This window comes from Kribbella sp. NPDC050459, from assembly GCF_040655315.1.
Classification (GTDB): Bacteria; Actinomycetota; Actinomycetes; order Propionibacteriales; family Kribbellaceae; genus Kribbella.
In genome coordinates this window covers 186106-202873 of sequence record NZ_JBFAJQ010000006.1, presented here as the reverse complement: position 1 = coordinate 202873, position 16768 = coordinate 186106, and the positions used below count along the sequence as shown (strand labels likewise).

Genomic DNA, 16768 nt, shown 5'->3' with positions numbered 1-16768 from the left:
CGGAGCGGGTTCTGGGCAGACCCCGCCTCACTTCACACCGACAGCAGCCCCGTTTTCCACCTGCCGGAACGATGTCGTGACCGGGCACACCCGGTGCGTCATCGCGCCGACCGACAGCCGTGAACCCTACCAGCCGCGACCCGCCCCGGAGGAGTCCGATCTCGGCAGCCGAAGGTTAAGAATTCCGGTGCGAAGCCCTGACCGCCGACATGGTTCCAACGAGCGACGGCAGGTTCGGGTACGGGCCGTACGAAAGCCGGACCGCGTCAGCGCGGTGGCGGTTCCGTGTCAGGACGCGCCGGGATCGTGAGTGACGTCGAACAGACCATCACTCGAACGAGGAGCAAGACCATGTCGATCCAGACCCCTTCCGTGCACAGCACCCTCCAGCAGGCCGCCCAGGAGTTCGTCGACGCCGGGTTCGGCGGGCTCGAACTGCGGGTGCACGACGAGCACGGCGAATGGGTCGGCACCGCGGGGATCCGTGAGCTCGGCCGGACCGAGGCGCCGCCGGTGGACGGGCAGTTCCGGGTCGGCAGCGTCACCAAGACGTTCGTGTCGACGGTGATGCTGCAACTCGTGGCCGAGGGCAAGCTAGAGCTGGACGGCGCGGTCGCCGGCCACCTGACACGCTTCGGCCTGGACCCGCGGATCACGGTGCGGATGCTGCTCGACCACACCAGCGGATTGTTCAACTACACCGGCGAGTACTACCCCGACGGCACCGTCGTCGCGGGGCTCCCAGCGACCGGCAAGGAGTGGGCCGACAACCGGCTGCAGGGCTACACGCCGGACGAGCTGGTCAAGTTCGCGCTGGGCAAGCCGGCGCGGTTCGAGCCGGGGGCCGAGTGGAGCTACTCGAACACCAACTACACCGTTGCCGCGCTGCTGATCGAGGCTGTGACCGGGCGTTCGTTCGTCGAGGAGTTGACGGAGCGGATCGTCGAGCCGCTGTGCCTGACGGGCACTGTGGAGCCGGGTGCTCGGACGGACATTCCCGGGCCGCATTCGCACGGGTACTTCCGCTACCAGGACGGTGACGAGTGGAAGGTCGTTGACGTCACCGAGCAGAACCCTTCGCTGCTGTTCGCCGCCGGGAGCATGCTGTCGACCACGCAGGACCTGCACAAGTTCATGTCGGCGCTGCAGGGCGGCAAGCTCGTGCCCGCCGAGCTGCTGAGCCAGATGCGTACGCCGCAACCGAAGAGCGGACCGCTCAACTACGGCCTCGGCCTCTTCGCCCAGGACACCGGCACCGAAACCATCTACCACCACAACGGCAGCGCCCCGGGCGGGTACGGCGCCCTGATGTACAGCAACGCCGACGGCACCAAGACCCTGACCGCCGCCATCACCATGGGCGACGCAGACGTCAACCTGCTCGAGACCTTCCCCCCGGCCCTCGAACGCCTGGTCAAGGCCGTCTTCTAGCTAACCGGGGTGAGCGAAGAGGGGATCGAACCGTTCCTGGACATCCACCAGGGTGAGCCCCTGGTCGATGGGCGGCCCCGAACGGTGTTGGGTCGCCTGGTCGCCCGCGTACGGCCTCCTGGTCGGCGGCACGGATCGCGTCCGTGATCCAGATCCGGGCCGGCTGGCTTCCTCGCGCCCCTGGGAGCCACCTCCGGCCTGGACGATCCGATGCCCGGCAGCATCCGTCTGGTGCTGCCGGGGCGGTGCCGCCCGTCGCCTGAGCCGACGCCCGAGGGCGCGCCTCCCGATCGCGACGGCAGCCGCCTCGTGTCGGGTGGTCTGGTGATTCGGAGTGCTGGTCGATTTCTGCCAGTGCTCGGCGCCCCACCGGCTGGTGTAGGCAGGGTCGACAGCAATGACGGCGACTCCAGCCTCGGATGCCATCGCGAGCAGCCGGGCCCGAAACCGGCCGGTGGGCAGACCGGACACCAACCGCCGGAACCACTTGCGGCGGCCGTAGTGTTCGCGACTCTGCGAGTCGGTGAAGTTCAGGTCCTCGACGGCGAGTGCTTTCGCCCCGGTCCGGACTGCCCAGCGGAGCAGCGCGGTGAGTGCATGGCGGACCTGCGCGTCGCGCCGAGTCGACGAACCGGACAGGTCGTACGCGAAAGTGCGCGGCCTGCCGATCGGGTTGCCGTGGATGTCGACCCGCCAGGCCGCGAGGTGGTCGGCGTTCAGGTCCACGCCGATCACCTCGCCGCTGCGGAGGGCTGCGAGTGACATCGCGGGTGCGTCCTTCGGCCGCCACAAGGCGTCGACGTACCAGCGGTCCTTCCCGGGGTTGTAGTGGATGCGATACGCGACCGCGCGATCGGCCGCCACGCGGGCGCGCCATTCAGCACCGCGGTGGGCAAACTCGACGTGTCCAGCGAGGACGTACCTGCCGTGCGCGGCATTGGCGAGGTGCCGCATCGGAGTGGGTAGACGGAGACTGACCTCTCCTTCCGGAGTGACCCGGATGGTTTCGTTCCCGCCTCGCTTGCCGGACTCCCCGTCGGCCGAGAGGAACCAGCGAGCGGACTCCCAGACCGGCTGCCACTGATTCTGCGTCATTCCGGCCGCCGCCAGATTGTGCCGCTTGTTCGCCAATCCCCTGCCACCGCGCACCACCGACACATGCCCAATCGCGCGGTCTTTCTCGACTGCGGCCAGCCGCACTTCCAGGTGAGCGAGGCGGCGAGACTTTGCGTGCCATTCCTTGGTGGAGCGATACCCGCCAGGCCGATCTCTGCGACCCGGCTCTCCGACAGGCAAGGACAGCCGGTGCCGGAGCGTTCGAATGCCTGCTGCGAGCGCGTCGGCGTGAGCATTCTGGGCGCGCCGGGCCAGGCCCCACTGATCGTTCGTCGCCTTCGTGATCGAGCCGGCCCACCTCGACGACGACAAGGCGGTCAGGTCGCGCTTGCGATCGGCCCAGGCTTCGCCGGAATGATCGAGTCCGTCGCGAACGCGACGGGCCAGGTCCGCAGAGGCGAGCCTGCCCAGATGTGCGCCAACCGCTCTCAGCACCGCATCGTCCTCCGGTGTGAGGTCTCTGATCCGGTCGCGGATGCAGACTCCCTGCGTCGGAACTGCGACGTACGAGCGGGCAATTGCGCGGTGCATGCACTCAGCCTCGCCGGGAGCGCCGACATTTCTCGAAGGTGCGCCGACGGGCCGGTCAGTGCGCACACACCGCCCCAGTTGAGGTGGTACGGTCGTGCCTCACGCTCCGCAGCGTATGGAACCCCGACCAGCGGTCGGGGTTGTTCTGCGGACCAGGGCTGTTAGCTCAGTTGGTTAGAGCACCTCGTTTACACCGAGGGGGTCGGGGGTTCGAGTCCCTCACAGCCCACCCGACACCTTCACATCGGCGGCTTGCGGAAACCCCACGCATTCTTGGGCGGCTTGTCGCCTAGCCCAGACTTGCCAGCGCCGCCGCGTAGTCGTCGAGGTTGCGGGCCTCGGGGATCTGGTTCACGACGGACCACCGGATGACGCCGGTGCGGTCCACCACGAAGGTGCCGCGGAGCGCGCAGCCTCGGGCCGCGTCGAAGACGCCGTACGACGTGGCGATCGCGCCGTGCGGCCAGAAATCGGTGAGCAGGCCGAAGGGGAGTTGCTGGGCGTCCGAGTACGCCCGGAGGGTGAACATCGGGTCGCACGAGACGGCCAGGAACTCCGCCGCGGCCAGCAGGTCCGGCCGGTCGCGGAGGGCGGCCAGCTCACTCGTGCAGACCTGACTGAACGCGTACGGATAGAAGACCAGTACGACGTCCCGTCGCCCGGCGTAGTCGCTGAGCCGGACCGGTTCGCCGTACTGGTTCCGCGTCTCGAAGTCGGGGGCCCGGCTGCCGGCAGCCGGGCCGGCAGCTGGGAAAGTCACCCGCGGCGACCGGACTTCGGGACCACCAGCTTGGTGGCGGACCAGTCGTCGGTCACGCTCAGTGTGCTCGTCGTCGCCAGGCCCGCGACCGGCGCGGCCTCGGCGATGTCGCTGGTCTCGACGTACCCGTCGCGACCGACCTTCGGGGTCAGCAGCCAGACGACGCCGCCGGCCTTCAGGTCGGTCAGGATGTCGAAGAAGGCGTCGACCAGGTCACCGTCGTCCTCGCGGAACCAGAGCAGCACGACATCGACGACCTCGTCGGTGTCCTCGTCGACAAACGCTTCCCCGGTGATCTCCCGGATCGCGTCCCGAAAGTCGTCGTCGCAGTCGTCGTCGTACCCGATCTCCTGAACGACCCAGCCGGCCTCCAGGCCGAGCCGGGTCGCCATGTTCGGCACCCCGCCCTTACCGTCCGCGTGGTCCGCGGTCGCGCTCACGTGTCCTCCTCCGTGGTCCCCGCTTGCCCGGGGGTAGGTTTCAGTAGCGGTAGTCCATCGTGACCTACCGCGTCGCGCAAGTATGCACCAGGGTTCCGTGACGTGTCCGGTATGCGCGTGGCGGGTACAAGGCGTGTCCGCTCAGATCTCGCCCGGCGAGCCGGAAACCGGCCGGAAAGGAAGGCGAAGTAGAACGCATTCCGAACAGGTGACAGGATTGCGGTGAAGAGAATCCAGAGAGAACGGCAGGACACCGTGGCTTCCGGACACGAACCACCAGCCATCATCACCGAGGGGATGCCCACCCAGCTCCCCGACATCGACCCCGACGAGACACGGGAGTGGGTCGAATCGCTCGACGCGGTCCTGGACGAACGGGGCAAGGCGCGAGCGCGCTACCTGATGCTCAAGCTGATCGAGCGCGCCCGGGAGCGGCAGGTCGGTGTGCCCGCACTGCGGAGCACCGACTACATCAACTCGATCCCGCCCGAGCGTGAGCCCTGGTTCCCCGGCGACGAGCACATCGAGCGGCGGATCCGGGCGTTCATCCGGTGGAACGCCGCGGTGATGGTGAGCAAGGCCAACCGCAAGGGCCTGGAGGTCGGCGGTCACATCGCCACCTACCAGTCGGCCGCGAGCCTGTACGAGGTCGGTTTCAACCACTTCTTCCGCGGCAAGGACCACCCGGGCGGCGGCGACCAGATCTTCATCCAGGGTCACGCCTCCCCCGGGATGTATGCGCGCGCCTTCCTCGAGGGCCGGCTGACGACCGACGACCTGGACGGTTTCCGCCAGGAGGTCTCCCGCGGCCCGCACAAGGGCCTGTCGTCGTACCCGCACCCGCGGCTGATGCCGGACTTCTGGGAGTTCCCGACCGTCTCGATGGGTCTGGCCGCGCTGAACTCGATCTACCAGGCACGCTTCAACCGGTACCTGCACAACCGCGGGATCAAGGACACCGGCCAGCAGCACGTCTGGGCGTTCCTCGGTGACGGCGAGATGGGTGAGCCGGAGTCGCTCGGCGCGATCGGCCTGGCCGCGCGCGAGGAGCTCGACAACCTCACCTTCGTGATCAACTGCAACCTGCAGCAGCTGGACGGCCCGGTCCGCGGCAACGGCAAGGTCATCCAGGAGCTGGAGGCGTTCTTCCGCGGCGCCGGCTGGAACGTGATCAAGGTGATCTGGGGCCGCGAGTGGGACAACCTGCTGGCCCAGGACCACGACGGCGCGCTGGTGAACAAGATGAACACCACGCCCGACGGCCAGTTCCAGACGTACTCGGTCGAGTCCGGCGAGTACATCCGAAACAACTTCTTCGGCGGCGACCAGCGGCTGCAGCAGATGGTCAGCGGCCTGTCCGACGAGGACCTGCGCAAGCTGCCGCGCGGCGGTCACGATTACCGCAAGGTGTACGCCGCGTTCAAGAGCGCGACCGAGCACGTCGGCCAGCCGACCGTGATCCTGGCCCAGACCATCAAGGGCTGGACGATCGAGGCGCTGGAGGGCCGCAACGCGACCCACCAGATGAAGAAGCTGACCTCGGACGACCTGAAGGCGTTCCGCGACCGGCTCTACCTGCCGATCGAGGACAAGGACCTCGAGGACGCGTACAACCCGCCGTATTTCCACCCCGGCACCGACTCGCCGGAGTACCAGTACATGATGGAGCGGCGCAAGCAGCTCGGCGGTTCGCTGCCGGAGCGCCGGGTGCAGCCGAAGACGCTGACGCTGCCGGGCGACGCCGTGTACAAGCCGCTCAGCAAGGGCTCGCACGCGCCGATCGCGACCACGATGGCGCTGGTGCGGCTGTTCCGGGACCTGATGAAGGACCCGGAGATCGGTCACCGGATCGTCCCGATCGCCCCGGACGAGTACCGCACGTTCGGTATGGACTCGATGTTCCCGACTGCGAAGATCTACTCGCCGCACGGGCAGAACTACGACGCCGTCGACCGCAACCTGCTGCTGTCGTGGAAGGAGTCCACGGCGGGCCAGCTGCTGCACGAGGGCATCAGCGAAGCCGGCGCGATGGGCTCGGTGCTCGCGGCGAGTACGGCGTACGCGACGCACGGCGAGCCGATGATCCCGTTCTACATCTTCTACTCGATGTTCGGGTTCCAGCGCACCGGCGACTGGATGTGGGCGCTCGGCGACCAGCTCGGCCGCGGCTTCCTGGTCGGCGCGACCGCGGGCCGTACGACGCTGACCGGTGAGGGACTGCAGCACGCGGACGGTCACTCGCCGCTGCTGGCCTCGACCAACCCGGCCGCGGTGCACTACGACCCGGCGTTCGCGTACGAGATCCCGTACATCGTCAAGGACGGCCTGCGCCGGATGTACGGCTACGGGCTGGACCAGGACAAGCCGCACGGCGAGGACGTCTTCTACTACCTCACGGTCTACAACGAGCCGGTGGCGCAGCCCGCCGAGCCGGAGAACCTCGACGTCGCGGGGCTGCTCAAGGGCATGTACCGCTTCAACGAGTACCAGACCGCCGAGGGCGACGACGCGCCGCGCGTGCAGCTGCTGGCCTCCGGTGTCGCGCTGCCGTGGGTGATGAAGGCCCAGCAGATCCTCGCCGAGGAGTACTCCGTGGCAGCCGACATCTGGTCGGTGACCTCGTGGAACGAGCTGCGCCGGGACGCCGTCGCCGCCGAGCAGCACAACCTGCTGCACCCGGACGAGCCGGAGCAGGTGCCGTTCGTCACCGAGCAACTGAAGGACACCAAGGGTCCGGTCGTGGCCGTCAGCGACTTCATGCGCGCGGTGCAGGACCAGATCTCCCGCTGGGTGCCGAACGACTACACGTCGCTCGGGACCGACGGCTGGGGCCTGGCCGACACCCGGGCCGCGGCCCGCCGGCATTTCCAGGTGGACGCCGAGTCGATCGTCGTCGCGGCGCTGGAGATCCTCGCCAAGCGCGGCGACGTGAAGCCGGAGGTCGCCGCCGAGGCGGCCCGCAAGTACCGCATCGACGACCCGACCGCGGTCGCCGGCGTGAAGCAGGAAGGCGCCGGCGCCTGACGCCGCAACGTCCGACCGACGGGCCGCTCATCCCACCCGGGGTGAGCGGCCCGTCGCCGTTCGGCCTCCACGGCGGTACTGGATCGCTCTCTGAGTAGTCGGATTGCTACGGTCGGTAGATGACCGATGCGCAGCAGGCCGCCCCCGAGAAGACGTTCTTCGGGCATCCGCGTGGGTTGATGACGCTGTTCACCACCGAGTTGTGGGAGCGGTTCAGCTACTACGGGATGCGCGCGATCCTGCTGCTCTACCTGACCGACAAGGCGCACGGGCTCGGGCTCGGGGAGTCGCTCGGGCAGGCCGTGGTGTCGATCTACGGCGCCTCGGTGTACCTGCTGTCGGTGCTCGGCGGCTGGTTCGCGGACCGCGTCTTCGGCGCCCGCCGCACGGTGCTGTACGGCGGGACCGTGATCGTCGCCGGCCACCTGTGTCTCGCGCTGCCGTCGACCGGACCGGCGTACGCCGGGATCGCACTGGTTGCCCTCGGCACCGGACTGCTGAAGCCGAACGTGTCCACGATGGTCGGCACGCTCTACGAACAGGACGACCCGCGGCGCGACTCGGCGTCCTCGATCTTCTACATGGGGATCAACATCGGGTCGTTCTCGGCGCCGTTCGTGGTCGGGTTCCTGCGCCGCGAGTTCGGGTTCCACGTCGCGTTCGCGGCGGCCGCGGTCGGGATGACGCTGGCGCTGGTCGCGTACCTGCTCGGCCGGCGCACGCTGCACGGCCGCGGCGACACCCCGCCGAACCCGCTGACCGCCGCGGACCGGCCGACGATGCTGAAGGTCTCGGCCGCCGTACTCGGGCTGCTCGCGGTCGTGTTCGCCTGGTCCGCGTGGCGGTCCGGCGGGTTCGGCCCGAAGCCGGTCGTGGACGCGATCTCGTATCTGTGCTTCCTGGCCCCGATCGCGTACTTCGTGATGCTGCTGCGCAGTCCCCTGGTGACGCCCGTCGAGCGGCAGCGGGTCCGCGCGTACATCCCGCTGTTCGTCGCGGCGATGCTGTTCTTCATGGTGTTCGAGCAGGCCGCGACCACGCTGACGTCGTTCGCCGCCGACCGGACGCGGCTGGAGCTGTTCGGCGTGCAGATCTCGCCGGAGTTCTTCCAGTCGGTGAACCCGTTCTCGATCATCGTGCTGGCGCCGGTGTTCGCGGTGATCTGGATCAAACTGGGCGATCGCGGGCCGTCGATCGGGCAGAAGTTCGCCACCGGGCTGCTGCTGGCCGGTATCTCGTTCGCGGTGATGGCGCTCGCGTCGTCGGTGGCCGGCGACAACCTCGCCTCGCCGCTGTGGCTGGTCCTCGTGTACGTGATCCAGACCCTCGGCGAGTTGTTCCTGTCCCCCGTCGGCCTGGCCGCGACGACGGTGCTGGCGCCGCGGGCGTTCCTCAGCCAGATGATGGCGCTGTGGTTCCTGGCGCCGGCCGCGGGCCAGGCGATCACCGCGCAGCTCGTGCAGGCGACCGAGGACGCGTCGGACACGGCCTACTTCGGCGGCCTGGCGGTCGTGACGATCGTGGTCGCGTTCGCGGTCTACGCGCTCGCACCGTGGATCCGCCGGCACACAGACGTACGACAAACCTCGTAGTCGCGCCCTGCGCGAGTTGCGCATTCCGTCCGACGCGGTGCACCGCCCGCGGTCCCTAGCGTCGGTGACATGACTGGCGCAAGCGTTGCTCTTCTCGCGGGGACGATGTCCACCATCCTCTTCGCGTCGAGCGCCCTGCCGATGGTGATCAAGGCGATCCGCACCCGCGACCTCGCGTCGTACAGCCCGGTCAACCTGGTGCTCGCCAACGTCGGCAACGCCGTCCATTGCATCTACGTGGTGCACCTGCCGCCGGGACCGATCTGGATCCTGCACGGCTTCTACGTGGTGACGTCCGCGCTGATGCTGTTGTGGTGGCTGCGCTTCCACACGCTGCGGCGCGACGTGGAAGGGAGACCAGCATGAACACCATCGTCATCGGCGCCGGGCAGGCGGGACTCGCCACCGGCCGCCACCTGCAGCAGCTCGGGGAGGAGTTCCTCATCCTGGACGGCAACGCCCAGGTCGGCGACCAGTGGCGCTCGCACTGGGACAGCCTGCGGCTGTACTCGCCGGCGAAGTACGACGGGCTGCCCGGCCTGCCCTTCCCGGGCGATCCGTGGCACTACCCCGGCAAGGACGAGGTCGCCGACTACCTCGCGTCGTACGCCGCGCACTTCGAGCTGCCGATCCGGCACAACACCCGGGTGGACAGGCTCGAGCGGATCGACGACCGGTGGATCGTCAGCACCGGAGGCGAGCAGCTCACCGCCGGCAACGTCGTGGTCGCCACCGGCACGTTCGGGCGTACGCCGTACCTGCCGGACTGCGCGGTCGACCTGGATCCGGCGATCCGGCAGCTGCACTCGTCGGAGTACCGCCGGCCGGAGCAGCTCAAGGACGGGCCGGTGCTCGTCGTCGGCGGGTCGCACTCGGGCACCGACATCGCGTACGAGGTCGCGCAGACGCACGAGACGATCCTGTGCGGTCGCGATCCCGGGCAGGTCCCCTTCCGGCCCGGCGGGCGCGGTCAGGTCCTGCTCTGGCCGGTGCTCCTGTTCGCCTGGCGGCACGTGCTCACGCGCCGGACGCCGATGGGCCGCAAGGAGATGGGGGAGATTCGGTTCCACGGCGGGCCGATGATCCGGGTGAAGCGGGACGACCTGCTCGCGCGCGGGGTCGAGCGGGTCCACGACCGGGTCACCGGTGTCCGGGACGGCCGGCCACAGCTCGCGAACGGGCGGGTGCTCGATGTCGCGAACGTGGTGTGGGCGACCGGGTTCCGGCAGGTGTTCGACTGGATCAAGACCCCGGTGACCGGTGCCGACGGCTGGCCGCGGGAGTACCGCGGTGTCGCCGAGGGCGCGCCCGGGCTGTTCTTCTGCGGCCTGTCCTTCCAGTACGCGTTCAGCTCGATGGTGCTGCCGGGCGTCGGCCGGGACGCGGCGTACGTCGCCCGGCGGATCGCGGCCGGCGCGGCCGCGGACCGGAGTCTTGCCGCCGCGTGACCCGACGGCGCATGCTCACCTCAAGGGGCACGGATGGGCATTGTCGACGATCTGCAGCGAGCCCGGTCCGCGTACGAGCGGCGGGACTGGGCTTCGGCGTACGACCGGCTCGCCACGGTGGACGGCGAGCCGGGGTCGGCCCTCGGCCCGGACGAGTTGATGACGCTGGCCACGGCCGCGTTCCTGCTCGGCGACACGGACAGCTGCATCCGCGCACTGCAGCGCGGCTACCGCCTGCGGACCGACGCCGGGGAGGTGCTCGGAGCGGTCCGGTTCGCCTTCTGGCTGGCCCTTGTGCTGAACATCCGCGGCGAGGTGGCGGTCGGCAGCGGCTGGGCCGCGCGCGCCCAGCGGCTGCTCGCGGACCAGCCGGACGACGTGCTCGAACGCGGCTACCTGCGCGTCCACGACTTCTTCCGGTGCCTGGACCGTGGCGACTTCCCCGGCGCGCTCGCGGTCAGCGAGGACATGATCGGCATCGCCCGCCGGCACGCCGATCCCGATCTGCTGGCCCAGAGCCTCGTGTGCAAAGGCAGGCTGCTGATGTACTCCGGGCGGGTGCCGGAGGGGCTCGCCCTGCTGGACGAGGCGATGGTCGCCGTCGCGGCCGGTGAGCTGTCGCCGATCTTCGCGGGCAACGTGTACTGCGCGATGATCGAAGCCTGCCAGGAAGTTCTGGACTTCGCCCGTGCGTCCGCGTGGACGACGGCGCTGACGCGCTGGTGCGACAGTCAGCCCGACCTGGTTCCGTTCACCGGGCAGTGCGCGGTGCATCGCGGTCAGATCCTGCGGGTGCACGCGGCGTACCCGGAGGCGCTGGCCGAGTTCGAGGACGCCTGCCGCCGGTACGCGGCGTCGGGTTCCCAGGCCGCGGCCGGCCTCGCGCTGGCCGAGCGGGGCGACGTACTGCGAATCCGTGGCGACGTTGCGGCAGCGGAGGCGTCGTACGACGAGGCGGCCGGGTTCGGGTACGAGGCGCAGCCGGGACGGGCGCTGCTGATGGTCGCGCGGGGACGCGTGCCGGGTGCGCTCGCCGCCGTCCGCCGGCTGCTGACGGAGACGGGTGACCCGGTTCACCGGTCGCGATTGCTGGCGGGGGCAGTCGAGGTGTTGCTGGCCGGTGACGCACGGTCGGACGCGGAGGCTGCCGCGGACGAGTTGGCCGCCATCGCGCAGGGTTTCGGCTGTGCGGGGTTGCGGGCGTCGGCGGCGTACTGCTCGGCCTTGGTGGCGTTGGCCGACGACGATCCGGACAGGGCGCTGCCGCACGCCCGGACGGCGGCGCGGTTGTGGGACGAGCTGCGGGCGCCGTACGAGGTGGCGCGCGCGAAGGTGCTGGTCGGGCGCGCGGTGCGGCTGCTCGGCGACGAGGACTCGGCGGCGGCGGAGTTCACCGCCGCCTGCCGGTCCTTCGCCGAGATCGGTGCGGCGCCGGCGCGTCAGGAGACCGAGAAACTGCTCGGCCGGAGTACGGCGGGCGGGCTCACCGGACGGGAGCTGGACGTCCTCCGACTGGTTGCTGTCGGCAACAGCAATGCCGAGATCGCGCACCGGCTGGTGCTGAGCGACAAGACCGTCGCCCGGCACCTCACCAACATCTTCGCCAAGCTGGACGTACCGTCACGGACGGCGGCCGCCGCCTACGCCCGCGATCACGACCTGATCTGAGGCACCCAGGTCGACAACGCCTCGTCCAGCCCCGCCACGGCCCCGTCCGCCGCGGCCCAGGCGACATACCCGTCGGGCCGGATCAGTACGCCGGTGAGGTCGCCGCCGTACTTCGTGGTCAGTACCCGCACCCGCTCGGATGCGAGCTCGCGCAGCTGCGCGGAGTCGGACAGGTCCAGCAGCAGCGACGTGCCGTCGGACAGGTACTCCCCCAGCCGCGTGCCGTCCGCGAACTCGAAATCGGGCGCGGCCGACCCGACGAGCTCATGCTCGCCCGCGATCGGGTAGCGGTGCAGGACGCCGGACAGCTTCTTCGCCAGGTACGTCGAACCGTCCGCCGTCCGGAGCAGATCGGTGACCACGTCGCGCAATGCGGCGGTCCGGGAATCCGTGCGCATCAAGGCGATCTGGGCCCGCGTCCAGTCCAGCACCCACGCGCCGACCGGATGCCGCTCGGTCGTGTAGGTGTCGAGCAGGCCTTCGGGCGCGGTGCCCTGGATCGTCGCCGCGAGCTTCCATCCGAGGTTGACCGCGTCGCCGATCCCCAGGTTCAGCCCCTGCCCGCCGAACGGCGAGTGCACGTGCGCCGCGTCGCCCGCGAGCAGCACCCGGCCCGTGCGGTACGACGTGGCCTGGCGCGCGTTGTCGGTGAACCTGGTCGCACTGTGCACCGCCGTGACCGTGACGTCGACGCCGGTGACGCGTCGCAGGCTGCCCTGGATCTCGTCGGCGGTGATCGGCGCATCGCGATCCTCCGGCGGGCCGTCGAACTCGACGGTCAGCACGCGTCCCGGGACCGGACCGTGGGCGTAGAGACCGGTCGGCGTGTAGTTCCAGCTCCGCTGCAGGCCTTCGGCACTCTCCAGATCCACGATCGCCTGGCGGCCCGTGATCGCGGGCTCGGTGCCCGGGAACTCGAAGCCGGCCAGCTTGCGCACCAGACTGCGTCCGCCGTCACAACCGACCAGCCAGCCCGCGCGCATCACGTCGTCGCCCAACCGGACGGTGACGCCATCGTCGTCGGCGTCGAACCCGGTGACCTCGGTCCCGCGCCGGATCTCGACACCGAGCTCGGCGGCCCGGGCGCCGAGGATCGACTCGAGCGCCTGCTGCCCGACCGCGAAGACCGACCGCGCGGGTCCGGCGTCCCGGAAAGCGGGATCGTCGAAGTGCACACCGGCCGAGCTGACCATGATCCCGGCGAAGTGCCCGGCCGGCGGCGGGCCGCTCGGGCCCTTCCCGGCCCGGAACGCCTTCATCTGCTCGAACGCCTGCCGCTGGTGCTCGTGCAGAGCCGGCAGCATCCCGCGCCGATACAGCGCCTCGGCGGTCGGCACGTTGATCGAACCGGCCTTGATCGTCGGGTCGATCTCCCGCAGCCGCTCCACGACCAGCACGCCCACTCCGGCCAGCGCCAGCTCACCGGCGAGCATCAGCCCGACCGGCCCGCCGCCGGCGATCACCACATCTCGGTTGTCCATGGCACGAATATTAGACCGAGTATAAAATTTGGTCCAGTATAATTCCTGCCATGGCCGAGCAAGGGCTGCGCGAACGCAAGAAGCAGGCGACCCGGCGGATGATCTCCGACGTCGCCACCGGGCTGTTCGTGCGGCGCGGGTTCGACGCCGTCACGGTCGCGGAGATCGCCGATGCGGCCGGGGTGTCCAAGATGACGGTCTTCAACTACTTCCCGCGCAAGGAAGACCTGTTCCTGGACCGGCACGACGACCGGCTGCGCGAGCTCGAGGCCGTCGTCCGCGACCGGCCGGCCGGTGAGCCCGTCGCGGTCGCCATGCGCCGGTACCAGCACGAACTGCTGGCCGCGCGCCATCCCCTGTCGGGCGCGATCGAGGGCGTGCGCGGCTTCTGGAGCGTGCTCGAGTCCAGTCCCGCGCTCGTCAGCCGCAGCATCGAACAGGAACACGAGATCGCCGCGATGCTGGCCGGGGTGCTGGCAGCCGAGACCGGCGACGAGCTCGGCGCTCGCCTGGTCGCCAATCTGCTCACGGCGACCCTCACGACGATCTACCACACCTCGGTCGCACGGATCATCGCCGGCGACGACCTCGCGCAGGTGCAGGCCGACCAGGTCACCGTGATCGACCGCGCGTTCGACGTCCTGGAGCAGGGAATCGGTCCTGGGAGGGATCGAGTTCACTCCGACGGGTGAGGTAGCGACGTACCGGTCGGGCGGATGCTCGGGACGTGAGCACAACAGAGCGTCCCGTCCCGCGCTGGGCCTACCGCCTCGCGCACGCGATCCCCTTCCTCACCCTGCCGTCCGGCCTGTGGCGACTCGGACTGGTCTTCGGCTCGTCGATGGGCATGCTCGACGACGCCCGCCAGCCGGCGCACCTGATCGGGTTCGGTCAGAAGCTGTACGTGGTCTGTCTGACGATCTTCTCCGAGCTCGTCGCGCTGACCGCGCTCGGCCTGGTCAGCCGGTGGGGCGAGATCGTTCCGCGGTGGATCCCGTTCATCGGCGGCCGTCGGGTCGCGCCGTACGCCGCGATCGTCCCCGCGGTGCTCGGGGCGCTGAGCCTGATCGCGATCTGGACCTACGGCTTCCGCGACGTGTTCTCGAAGGAGTTCATCCCCTTCTCCAGCACGCCGTGGGCAGCGCTGATGATCACGTGTTACGCGCCCTTGCAGCTGTGGGGCCCGTCGCTGCTGGTCCTCACCTGGGCCTACTACCGGCGCCGGGTCAGCGTGCCCGCGGTCGCGGTCTGAGTGTGGTCGCGGGCAGCGGCGGGGCCGGCAGCGGATCGCCGTCGTAGCCCGGGACCATGCCGAAGCGGTCGTTGCCCGCAGCATCGATCGCGGCCTGCCAGGCGTCCCGGGCGGCGACGATCTCCTCGTGGGTGCGGCCGATGAAGTTCCACCACATCACCAGCTGCTCCTCGAACGGTTCGCCGCCGAGCAGCAGGAACCGCACACCGCCCTCGGCGGCGACCAGGTCGATCGCGTCCCGGCCGGCCCCCAGGTAGACCATCTCGCCGAAGCCCGGCGTCAGGTCCCCGACCGCCAGCGATCCGTCGACCACGAGGACGGCGTACTCGTTGGACGGGGTCAGCGGGAGCGTCAGGGACCGCCCCGGCGCGACCGTGACGTCGGCCCCGACCAGCGGGGTGTACGCCGGTGCGGGCGAGGTGACCCCGGCGACGGTCCCGATCATCACCGTCACCTGCGCGCCGTCGAGGTCGAGCCGCGGCAGGTCGGCGTACGCGTTGAAGGCGGGCGGGGTCGTCGTACGAACAGCATCCGGGAGCGCGACCCACAGCTGGGCGCCGTGCAGCTTCGGCGGCGCGTCCGGCGTGGACACCTCGGAGTGCGCGATCCCGTTGCCGGCGGTCATGATGTTCAGCTCGCCGGGGCGGACGAGGGCGTGCGACCCGACGCTGTCGCGGTGCTCGATCTCGCCCTCGAACAACCAGCTCACGGTCTGCAGACTCGTGTGCGGGTGCGGCGGGACCTGCATACCGCGCTCCCCCGGTACGTCGTAGGAGTCGACGCGCCGGGTCAGGTCGTCCGGCCCGTAGTGGTCGACGAAGCACCACGCGCCGACCATCCGCCGGTTCTTGTTCGGCAGCAGCCGGCGGACCGTGGTGGACCGCCCCAGCACGACCTCCCGGCCCTCGAGCATCTCCAGCGCGGGCCCCTCACAGTCCGCGAATCCCAGGACCTCGGCCGGGTCCTTCTCCAAGTCGCTCATGATGCTGTCCATTCGAGAAGTTGTTGCTGGTCCCAGGTGTTGACGACGCGGTCGGCGGTGACGCCGCAGTCCTCGGCGCGCTCGCAGCCGTAGACCTGCCAGTCGAGCTGGCCGGGGGCGTGCGCGTCGGTGTCGATCGAGAACAGGCAGTCCATCTCGACCGCCATCGCGAGCAGCCGCTTCGGCGGGTCGAGCCGCTCGGGGCGGGAGTTGATCTCGACCGCCGTCCCGAACTGGCGGCACGCCTCGAACACCACCTCGGCATCGAACTCCGACTCCGGACGGGTTCCGCGACCGCCGGTGATCAGCCGGCCGGTGCAGTGCCCCAGGACGTCCACGTGCGGGTTCGCGATGGCGCGGACCATCCGCTCGGTCATCGGCTCCGAGGCCATCCGGAGCTTGGAGTGCACACTGGCCACCACGACGTCGAGCCGGGCGAGGATCTCGGAGTCGCAGTCGAGCGTGCCGTCCTCGTTGATGTCGACCTCGATCCCGTTCAGGATCGTGAAGCCGTCCAGTTCGTCCTGCAGCTTCTTGTTGAGCTCGGCAACGACCTCGAGCTGCTGCAGGCGCCGCTCGCGGGACAGCCCGTTGGCGACGGTCAGCCGCGGCGAGTGATCGGTGAGCGCGATGTAGGAGTGTCCCAGCCGGTGCGCCGTACGGGCCATCTCCTCGATCGGGCTGCCGCCGTCCGACCACTCCGAGTGCAGGTGCAGGTCCGCCTTCAGGTCGGCGCGCAGGCCCTTGCCGGCCGTGGTCAGCTCACCCGCCGCCTCCTCCAGCTTCACCAGGTACGACGGTGTGGCGCCGTCCATCGCCTCGACGATCACGGCTTCGGTCTTCGGCCCGATCCCCGGGAGCTCGGTGAGCGTCCCGGCCCGGCGCCGCGCCCGCACCTCGGTGGCCGGCAGCGCGGCGATCGTGTCGGCGGCCCGCCGGTACGCCTTCACCCGGTGCGTCGGCTGCCGGTCGCGCTCGAGGTAGTACCCGATCGCCCGCAACGCCTCGATCGCGTCCGCCACACCCGCCTTGTCCGTCATACG

14 protein-coding genes and 1 tRNA gene are annotated in these 16768 nt (G+C 69.9%); 9 read left to right on the top strand and 6 right to left on the bottom strand.

The annotated features are described in order from the left end of the window. Positions 1-351: 351 nt before the first annotated feature. A complete protein-coding gene (locus AB0I12_RS21985) occupies positions 352-1431 on the top strand; it encodes a serine hydrolase domain-containing protein (protein WP_359932646.1) in 1080 nt (359 codons plus the stop codon). Here the strand turns inward: AB0I12_RS21985 and AB0I12_RS21980 are convergent, their stop codons facing one another. Further along, on the bottom strand, positions 1432-2526 hold the full coding sequence (locus AB0I12_RS21980; protein ID WP_359932643.1) for a hypothetical protein: 1095 nt from the start codon (positions 2524-2526) through the stop codon (positions 1432-1434). A 707-nt stretch (positions 2527-3233) separates the two neighbouring features. Here AB0I12_RS21980 and AB0I12_RS21975 point away from each other — a divergent pair. Next, positions 3234-3307: transfer RNA gene (locus tag AB0I12_RS21975), tRNA-Val, on the top strand. 60 nt (positions 3308-3367) lie between these two features. Here AB0I12_RS21975 and AB0I12_RS21970 read toward each other — a convergent pair. Next, the gene (locus AB0I12_RS21970) at positions 3368-3838 is read right to left on the bottom strand and encodes a peroxiredoxin (RefSeq protein ID WP_359932641.1); all 471 of its coding nucleotides are present in this window, start codon (positions 3836-3838) and stop codon (positions 3368-3370) included. Beyond that, the gene (locus tag AB0I12_RS21965; RefSeq protein ID WP_359932638.1) at positions 3835-4278 is read right to left on the bottom strand and encodes a DUF3052 domain-containing protein; all 444 of its coding nucleotides are present in this window, start codon (positions 4276-4278) and stop codon (positions 3835-3837) included. Before AB0I12_RS21965 ends, AB0I12_RS21970 begins: the two co-directional genes overlap by 4 nt. A gap of 297 nt (positions 4279-4575) precedes the next feature. Between AB0I12_RS21965 and aceE the strand changes: the two genes are divergently transcribed. The 5 genes from aceE (at position 4576) to AB0I12_RS21940 (ending at position 12010) form a co-directional block, all read left to right on the top strand. After that, positions 4576-7302 carry a pyruvate dehydrogenase (acetyl-transferring), homodimeric type gene (gene aceE, locus AB0I12_RS21960; RefSeq protein WP_359933115.1) on the top strand — a complete coding sequence of 909 codons (2727 nt, stop codon included), beginning with the start codon at positions 4576-4578 and terminating at the stop codon, positions 7300-7302. A gap of 119 nt (positions 7303-7421) precedes the next feature. After that, complete coding sequence (locus AB0I12_RS21955; RefSeq protein ID WP_359932635.1) at positions 7422-8894, top strand: peptide MFS transporter; 1473 nt, start codon at positions 7422-7424, stop codon at positions 8892-8894. Positions 8895-8963: 69 nt separating this feature from the next. After that, positions 8964-9260, top strand: coding sequence for a hypothetical protein (locus AB0I12_RS21950; protein WP_355688718.1), 297 nt, complete (start codon positions 8964-8966; stop codon positions 9258-9260). Further along, positions 9257-10342: an NAD(P)/FAD-dependent oxidoreductase gene (locus AB0I12_RS21945; protein WP_359932632.1), complete on the top strand. Its 1086-nt coding sequence runs from the start codon at positions 9257-9259 to the stop codon at positions 10340-10342. Before AB0I12_RS21950 ends, AB0I12_RS21945 begins: the two co-directional genes overlap by 4 nt. Positions 10343-10375: 33 nt before the next feature. Beyond that, the gene (locus AB0I12_RS21940; RefSeq protein WP_359932629.1) at positions 10376-12010 is read left to right on the top strand and encodes a helix-turn-helix transcriptional regulator; all 1635 of its coding nucleotides are present in this window, start codon (positions 10376-10378) and stop codon (positions 12008-12010) included. On the opposite strand, the gene AB0I12_RS21935 is transcribed toward AB0I12_RS21940, so the two are convergent. Next, positions 11995-13491, bottom strand: coding sequence for an FAD-dependent monooxygenase (locus AB0I12_RS21935; protein ID WP_359932626.1), 1497 nt, complete (start codon positions 13489-13491; stop codon positions 11995-11997). The genes AB0I12_RS21940 and AB0I12_RS21935 overlap by 16 nt on opposite strands. Before the next feature lie 50 nt (positions 13492-13541). On the opposite strand from AB0I12_RS21935, the gene AB0I12_RS21930 reads away from it, so the two are divergent. Both AB0I12_RS21930 and AB0I12_RS21925 read left to right on the top strand, forming a co-directional pair. Continuing rightward, complete coding sequence (locus AB0I12_RS21930; protein WP_359932623.1) at positions 13542-14183, top strand: TetR family transcriptional regulator; 642 nt, start codon at positions 13542-13544, stop codon at positions 14181-14183. A gap of 35 nt (positions 14184-14218) precedes the next feature. Next, positions 14219-14743 carry a hypothetical protein gene (locus AB0I12_RS21925; protein WP_359932620.1) on the top strand — a complete coding sequence of 175 codons (525 nt, stop codon included), beginning with the start codon at positions 14219-14221 and terminating at the stop codon, positions 14741-14743. On the opposite strand, the gene AB0I12_RS21920 is transcribed toward AB0I12_RS21925, so the two are convergent. Together AB0I12_RS21920 and AB0I12_RS21915 are read right to left on the bottom strand one after the other, a co-directional pair. Continuing rightward, positions 14718-15725 carry a pirin family protein gene (locus AB0I12_RS21920; RefSeq protein WP_359932617.1) on the bottom strand — a complete coding sequence of 336 codons (1008 nt, stop codon included), beginning with the start codon at positions 15723-15725 and terminating at the stop codon, positions 14718-14720. The two genes, AB0I12_RS21925 and AB0I12_RS21920, sit on opposite strands and share 26 nt — an antisense overlap. Then, positions 15722-16765 carry a PHP domain-containing protein gene (locus tag AB0I12_RS21915; RefSeq protein ID WP_359932614.1) on the bottom strand — a complete coding sequence of 348 codons (1044 nt, stop codon included), beginning with the start codon at positions 16763-16765 and terminating at the stop codon, positions 15722-15724. Before AB0I12_RS21915 ends, AB0I12_RS21920 begins: the two co-directional genes overlap by 4 nt. Positions 16766-16768: the final 3 nt, after the last annotated feature.

What these genes read in the sequence shown, in the direction of transcription:
- AB0I12_RS21985 (WP_359932646.1), top strand. Translation starts at nt 352, where the DNA reads ATGTCGATCCAGACCCCTTCCGTGCACAGCACCCTCCAGCAGGCCGCC.
- AB0I12_RS21955 (WP_359932635.1), top strand. Translation starts at nt 7,422, where the DNA reads ATGACCGATGCGCAGCAGGCCGCCCCCGAGAAGACGTTCTTCGGGCAT.
- AB0I12_RS21915 (WP_359932614.1), bottom strand. Translation starts at nt 16,765, where the DNA reads ATGACGGACAAGGCGGGTGTGGCGGACGCGATCGAGGCGTTGCGGGCG.
- AB0I12_RS21980 (WP_359932643.1), bottom strand. Translation starts at nt 2,526, where the DNA reads ATGACGCAGAATCAGTGGCAGCCGGTCTGGGAGTCCGCTCGCTGGTTC.
- aceE (WP_359933115.1), top strand. Translation starts at nt 4,576, where the DNA reads ATGCCCACCCAGCTCCCCGACATCGACCCCGACGAGACACGGGAGTGG.
- AB0I12_RS21950 (WP_355688718.1), top strand. Translation starts at nt 8,964, where the DNA reads ATGACTGGCGCAAGCGTTGCTCTTCTCGCGGGGACGATGTCCACCATC.
- AB0I12_RS21920 (WP_359932617.1), bottom strand. Translation starts at nt 15,725, where the DNA reads ATGAGCGACTTGGAGAAGGACCCGGCCGAGGTCCTGGGATTCGCGGAC.
- AB0I12_RS21935 (WP_359932626.1), bottom strand. Translation starts at nt 13,491, where the DNA reads ATGGACAACCGAGATGTGGTGATCGCCGGCGGCGGGCCGGTCGGGCTG.
- AB0I12_RS21945 (WP_359932632.1), top strand. Translation starts at nt 9,257, where the DNA reads ATGAACACCATCGTCATCGGCGCCGGGCAGGCGGGACTCGCCACCGGC.
- AB0I12_RS21930 (WP_359932623.1), top strand. Translation starts at nt 13,542, where the DNA reads ATGGCCGAGCAAGGGCTGCGCGAACGCAAGAAGCAGGCGACCCGGCGG.
- AB0I12_RS21940 (WP_359932629.1), top strand. Translation starts at nt 10,376, where the DNA reads ATGGGCATTGTCGACGATCTGCAGCGAGCCCGGTCCGCGTACGAGCGG.